We start from the raw sequence: 5,709 nt of genomic DNA, 5'->3' as shown, positions 1-5,709 counted from the left end.
GGCGGTGAAGCTGCGGCAGAACGGCCGGTTCCTGGCCAGCGGCATCATCGAGGAACGGCTGCCGGATGTGGAGAAAGCGGCCAGGGAAAACGGCTTCACCTTCCTGGATGTGAAACGGAAGGCGGGCTGGTGTGCCGTGACCATGGGAAAGGAAGGCTGACGTGTACCGGTTCTTTGTACCCCGGGATTTCGGGGAAACCATGTTCATCGACGGCCAGGACGCCCACCACATCACCCATGTGCTGCGGATGAAGCTGGGGGAACAGCTCCAGATCGTAAGCCTGGACCAGGTGGCGGCGGTGATGAAGATCACCGGCTTCGGGGAAAACCGGGTAGACCTGGCTCTGGTGGAAACCCTGGAAAAAAGCCACGAACCTTCGGTGAAAGTGACCCTGATCCAGGGGCTGCCCAAACAGGACAAACTGGAATGGGTGATCCAGAAGGCCATCGAACTGGGGGTCACGGAGATCCGCCCGGCCATCATGGACCATTCGGTGGTGAAGGTGGACCCGGCCAAGGCGGCCAAAAAGCAGGAACGGTGGCAGAAAATCGCCGAAGCGGCGGCCAAGCAGAGCAAACGGGACATCATTCCCCAGGTGGCCCTGCCGGCCAGGTTCCGGGACATTGTGACCCAGTGTCCGGCGGAACTGAAGATCGTGGCCTATGAAGTGGAAGACACCCGGGGGATCCGGGAGGTGCTGGCGGCCCATAAGGAAGCAGCCTCCATCGCCTTTTTGATCGGTCCGGAAGGGGGCATCTCCAAGGACGAATTCGCCCTGACCCAGGAACTGGGCTGGCATTCGGTAAGCCTGGGGCCCCGGATCATGCGGACGGAAACGGCGGCTCTGGCCACCCTTACGGCCATTATGTACGAAACAGGGAATTTGGGAGGATAAGAAAAACACAGCATGAAGAAAATCGCTTTTTATACACTGGGATGCAAGGTGAACCAGTCGGATACCGCATCCATGGAGAAACTGTTCCGGGATGCGGGCTATGAGATCGTGGATTTCGAGGAGCCGGCGGACATCTGTCTCATCAACACCTGCGTGGTGACCAACATGGGCCAGAGCAAGAGCCGGAAGATCATCCACCGGGCGGCCCGGCGGGATCCCAAGCCTCTGATCGTGGTCACCGGCTGCTATCCCCAGACTTCTCCTGACGAAGTGGTCCACATCGACGGGGTGGACCTGATCATTGGGAACCAGGACCGGAGCAAGGTGGTGGAACTGGTCCGGGAACGGCTGGGAGAAAGCCCGGAAGAAGCCCCCATCAACGCGGTCCACGACCTGCCGGTGGGACGGGAATTCGAAGAACTGGATGCGGCAGTGGATGCCAGCCGGAACCGGGCCTTCCTGAAGATCCAGGAAGGGTGCGACCAGTACTGCGCCTACTGCATCATCCCCTACGCCCGGGGCCATCTCCGCTCCCGGTCCCTGGAAAACATCCGGGAAGAAGTGGCCAAGCTGACGGCGGAACAGTACAAGGAAATCGTCCTGATCGGCATCCATCTGGGCTGCTATGGGAAGGAAATCCCCGGGGGACCCCATCTGTCCGACGCGGTGAAGGCGGCTCTTTCTGCACAGCCCCAGGTGCCCCGGCTGCGGCTGGGGAGCCTGGAAAGCGTGGAAGTGGAAGATGCCCTGCTGGAACTGATGGCCCAAGAGCCCCGGCTGTGCGCCCATCTCCATCTGCCCCTCCAGGCAGGCTGCGACAGCACCCTGAAACGGATGCACCGGCCTTATGACACGGCCAAATTCGCCCAGCTGCTGGAGAAGATCCGGAACCTGGTACCCAATGTGGCCATTACCACCGACGTGATCGTGGGCTTCCCCGGCGAAACGGAAGAGGATTTCCAGGCCTCCCTGGACTTTATCCGCCAGTGCCGGTTCAGCAAGATCCATATTTTCCCCTATTCCCAGCGGAAGGGGACCCCGGCGGCGGTGATGCCGGACCAGATCTCCAACCAGGAAAAACAGGACCGGGTCCACCGGCTGGAAGAAGTGGACCGGGAAGGGAACCTGGCTTACCGGCAGGCACAGATCGGCCGGGAAAGCACCGTGCTCTGGGAGCGCCGGAATAAAAAGAACGGCCTGTGGGAAGGGCTCACTCCAGGGTATGTACGGGTGTATGCGGACAGCCCGGAAAACATGAAGGGAAAAATTTCTCCCGTTCGCCTGGAAAAGCTCTTTGAGGACGGGCTGAAGGGTGATATAATATAAGATATTCCATGAACAGGGGGTGAGACTGTGACTGACTGCGTATTCTGCAAAATCGTTTCCGGGGAGATCCCCAGCAAACGGGTTTACGAAGATGACCAGGTGATCGTAATCAACGATCTGAATCCCGGGGCGCCGGTCCATGTGCTGGTGATTCCCAAGGAACATACGGAGAATATCCTCACCGCATCCCCTGAGATCCTGGTCCATGTGAAGAAGGTACTGCCTGAGATCGTAAAGAAACTGGGCATTGCCGAAAAAGGCTTCCGGATTGTGGTGAACACCGGCGTGGAAGGGGGACAGACTGTCCCACACCTCCATTTCCACATTCTGGGCGGCAAGGAACTGGGATGGCCTCCCTGCTGAGAAAAGGCAGATTTTCTGTTGACAGAGACTGCATTTTTACGGTATAATGGCTAGGTGTTAATGTTAAATTACACTTCCCGAAAGAGATCGTGGAGGGAGGGATATAGATGACTGAGATCAGAGTTGGCAAAACCGAATCTTTGGACAGCGCTCTGCGCCGTTTCAAACGGGCTACGCAGAAAGCGGGCGTCCTGTCCGAAGTAAGAAAACGCGAACACTATGAAAAACCCAGCGTAAGACGGAAAAAGAAGTCTGAAGCTGCTAGAAAACGCAAATCCAGATAATCTTCATTGACTTGATTTGATTTGGGGGCGTGGAAGATGTCTTTACGAGAGATTCTGCAAACCGATATGAAACAGGCCATGAAAGACCGGGAAAACGGCAAGCTTCGGCTGGCCGTTTTGCGTATGGTATGGGCTGCCATTCGGAACAAGGAAATTGACGAAAAGACAGAACTGAAGGATGACGCTGTACTGGCTGTCATCATGAAGGAAGTCAAACAGAGAGAAGATACCATCAAAGAGGTCAAGGACGCCAACCGTCCTGATGTGGTGGAGAAAAATCAGCAGGAAATCGAAGTGCTGAAGAAGTATCTGCCCCAGCAGCTGAGCGATGACGAACTGAAGGCCATTGTGGCGGAAGCCATTGAAAAGACCGGAGCCAAATCCATGAAGGATATGGGCAAGGTCATGGGCACCGTCATGGCACGGACCAAAGGCCAGGCAACCGGCCAGCGGGTGAATGCCATGGTAAAGGCTTTGTTGGGCTGAGAAGAGGAAAGGGACTGTTGCTTGCGCAACGGTCCCTTTTTTTATGCTATAATAATACCAACTCTACACAGAAACACAGGTGATCTTATGGTAAACGAGAAAATGTATGAACTGGGTTCGAAAAAATCCACCATTCGGACCATTTTTGAATACGGCCAGAAACGGGCCAAAGAAGTGGGAGCGGAGAACATCTGCGACTTCAGCCTGGGGAACCCCAATGTGCCGGCCCCTGACTACATCAAGGAAGCGGTCATCGACATCATGAACGAACTGCCGCCCCAGGCCATCCACAGCTACACCGTGGCCCCCGGGAAACCGGAAGTCCGGGCAACCCTGGCCCAGGACATCAACCGCCGGTTCGGCACCCATTTCACCGGGGCCAACCTGTTCATGGTAGGGGGCGCTGCTGCGGCCATTACCATCTGCTTCAAGGCCCTGGCGGAAGAGGGGGATGAATTCATCGCTTTTGCCCCGTTCTTCCCGGAATACCGGTGCTTTGTGGAATCCACCGGGGCCAGCCTGAAAGTGGTGCCCGCCCGGACGGAAGATTTCCAGATCGATTTCGCCGCCTTTGAAAAACTGGTGACGCCTCACACCAAAGGGGTCATCGTCAACTCTCCCAACAACCCCAGCGGTGTGGTGTATTCGGAAGAGACCATCAGGAACCTGGCAGCGGTGCTGGAAAAGAAGGAAAAGGAATACGGCCATCCCATTTTCATCATCGCCGACGAACCCTACCGGGAAATCGTCTACGGGGATATCCAGGTGCCTTACATCCCTCTGTACTACAAGAACACCCTGGTGTGCTATTCCTACAGCAAATCCTTCTCCCTGCCCGGGGAACGGATCGGCTATATTGTGGTGCCCGGTGAAGTGGCGGATTTTGCCAAAATGTTCGGAGCCATTGCCGGGGCAGCCCGGGTGGAATGCCATGTGAACGCCCCTTCCCTGTGGCAGCTGGTGGTGGCCCGGTGCGCCGGGAAGCCGTCCAATATCGCTCCCTATGAACGGAACGGACAGCTGCTGTATCAGGGCCTGAAAGAAGCCGGGTTCACAGTGCTGAAGCCCCAGGGGGCCTTCTACCTGTTCCCCAAATGCCTGGAAGAGGACGACTACGCCTTCTGCGAACGGGCCAAAAAGTACGACCTGCTCCTGGTGCCGGGTACGGATTTCGGCTGCCCGGGGTATTTCCGGGCCAGCTACTGCATCAGCTATGACACCATCAAAAAGTCCCTGCCCCTGTTCAAGAAGCTGGCGGAGGAATATAAATAAAATCGTTTACGCATAACGGACCGGTTTAAGGCGGGTTTCCCGGCGTGGAACCCCTACGGAGCCGATGAACGCAGTCAGGAGCCTGACGGCTTCCACGAACCCGTAGGGGCCGCATGCCGGGCGGCCCGCTTCTGTATGTGAAGAGGAGGGAGCACGGTGAGCGCCCTTTTGATGATCGTTTCTTTCTTTGTGAACTACCTGCTCCTGTCTTTGTGGAGCCCGTTTTTCCTGCTTCTGGCGGCTTTCTTCCTGCCGCCGGAGACCCTCCGGACCCTGGATGCCAGCCCCGGCTGGCAGCAGTGGCTGATGACGGTACTGATCCTGGTGCCGGGGCTTTTGATGCAGCTGCCCTTTTTTCAGCGGGTGATGATTTTCACCAGCGGGTGGAAATCCGCCCAGGGCCCTTACCGGCAGGTGCTGGAACAGGCTCTGGAGCCGGTGATCCGCCGGGGCGGACTGGAAGGGGAGACCTTCCATCTGTACGTGAATCCGGAAAAATCCTTCAACGCCTGTGCCCTGGGTGACAACAACATCATCGTCAATGAGCCCATGTTCCAGTATTTCACCGTGGAGGAGCTGTCCGGGATCCTGGCCCACGAAATGGGCCACCTGCAGAAGGGACACACCTGGAAACTGCTGCTGCTCTGGGGCATGTCCACGGCCAACCGGGCCTGTTTCCGGATTTACAGCCTGTTCCTGGCTCTTTTGACGGTGCTCCAGTTCATCCCTGTGCTGGGGTTCATCCTGGTGTTCTTCTGCATCGTGATGAACTTCATCCTCCGGCTGGGGAACTGGCTGCTGGGGTGGCCTCTCACCCTGTTCAACCGGTACTGTTCCCGGCAGGATGAATATGCCGCCGACGCCTACGCCTGTCAGCTGGGCCTGGGGCCGGAACTGTACAGCGGCCTGGCCAAGCTGGATACCATGTACCACAATCCCCAACTGGGATTCTTTGGAAGGATGCTCTCTGACCACCCGGCCACCGATGACCGGCTGGAGCGGATCCGGGAGGAGAGCGGGATGTGAGAGGCAGAAGGGGCGCATCTGGCTTCCTTCGGCCAGGTTCTTCTTATTGTGTATAA

At 57.3% G+C, this 5,709-nt stretch carries 8 protein-coding genes; all 8 read left to right on the top strand.

Features of this window, described 5'->3' with window-relative positions:
* Window positions 1-4 precede the first annotated feature (4 nt).
* Window positions 5-160 carry a 50S ribosomal protein L11 methyltransferase gene (locus QVO43_RS10135; protein WP_022487448.1) on the top strand — a complete coding sequence of 52 codons (156 nt, stop codon included), beginning with the start codon at window positions 5-7 and terminating at the stop codon, window positions 158-160.
* Between the two features lies 1 nt (window position 161).
* The gene (locus QVO43_RS04820; RefSeq protein WP_022487447.1) at window positions 162-896 is read left to right on the top strand and encodes a 16S rRNA (uracil(1498)-N(3))-methyltransferase; all 735 of its coding nucleotides are present in this window, start codon (window positions 162-164) and stop codon (window positions 894-896) included.
* A gap of 12 nt (window positions 897-908) precedes the next feature.
* Window positions 909-2,222, top strand: coding sequence for a tRNA (N(6)-L-threonylcarbamoyladenosine(37)-C(2))-methylthiotransferase MtaB (mtaB, locus tag QVO43_RS04815; RefSeq protein ID WP_022487446.1), 1,314 nt, complete (start codon window positions 909-911; stop codon window positions 2,220-2,222).
* A gap of 27 nt (window positions 2,223-2,249) precedes the next feature.
* Window positions 2,250-2,585: a histidine triad nucleotide-binding protein gene (locus tag QVO43_RS04810; protein ID WP_022487445.1), complete on the top strand. Its 336-nt coding sequence runs from the start codon at window positions 2,250-2,252 to the stop codon at window positions 2,583-2,585.
* 107 nt (window positions 2,586-2,692) lie between these two features.
* Window positions 2,693-2,869: a 30S ribosomal protein S21 gene (rpsU, locus tag QVO43_RS04805; RefSeq protein WP_012938095.1), complete on the top strand. Its 177-nt coding sequence runs from the start codon at window positions 2,693-2,695 to the stop codon at window positions 2,867-2,869.
* A 36-nt stretch (window positions 2,870-2,905) separates the two neighbouring features.
* Entirely contained in the window at window positions 2,906-3,355 is a 450-nt protein-coding gene (locus tag QVO43_RS04800; RefSeq protein WP_022487444.1) for a GatB/YqeY domain-containing protein, read from the top strand.
* A gap of 87 nt (window positions 3,356-3,442) precedes the next feature.
* On the top strand, window positions 3,443-4,627 hold the full coding sequence (locus tag QVO43_RS04795; protein ID WP_022487443.1) for a pyridoxal phosphate-dependent aminotransferase: 1,185 nt from the start codon (window positions 3,443-3,445) through the stop codon (window positions 4,625-4,627).
* Window positions 4,628-4,783: 156 nt separating this feature from the next.
* Entirely contained in the window at window positions 4,784-5,653 is an 870-nt protein-coding gene (locus QVO43_RS04790) for a M48 family metalloprotease (protein ID WP_022487442.1), read from the top strand.
* The last annotated feature ends 56 nt before the right edge of the window (window positions 5,654-5,709 follow it).

Source organism: Acidaminococcus sp. CAG:542 (genome assembly GCF_000437815.1).
GTDB lineage: Bacteria > Bacillota > Negativicutes > Acidaminococcales > Acidaminococcaceae > Acidaminococcus.
Note: the sequence above shows the minus strand (reverse complement) of the source record. Positions and strands in the feature narration are given on the sequence as shown.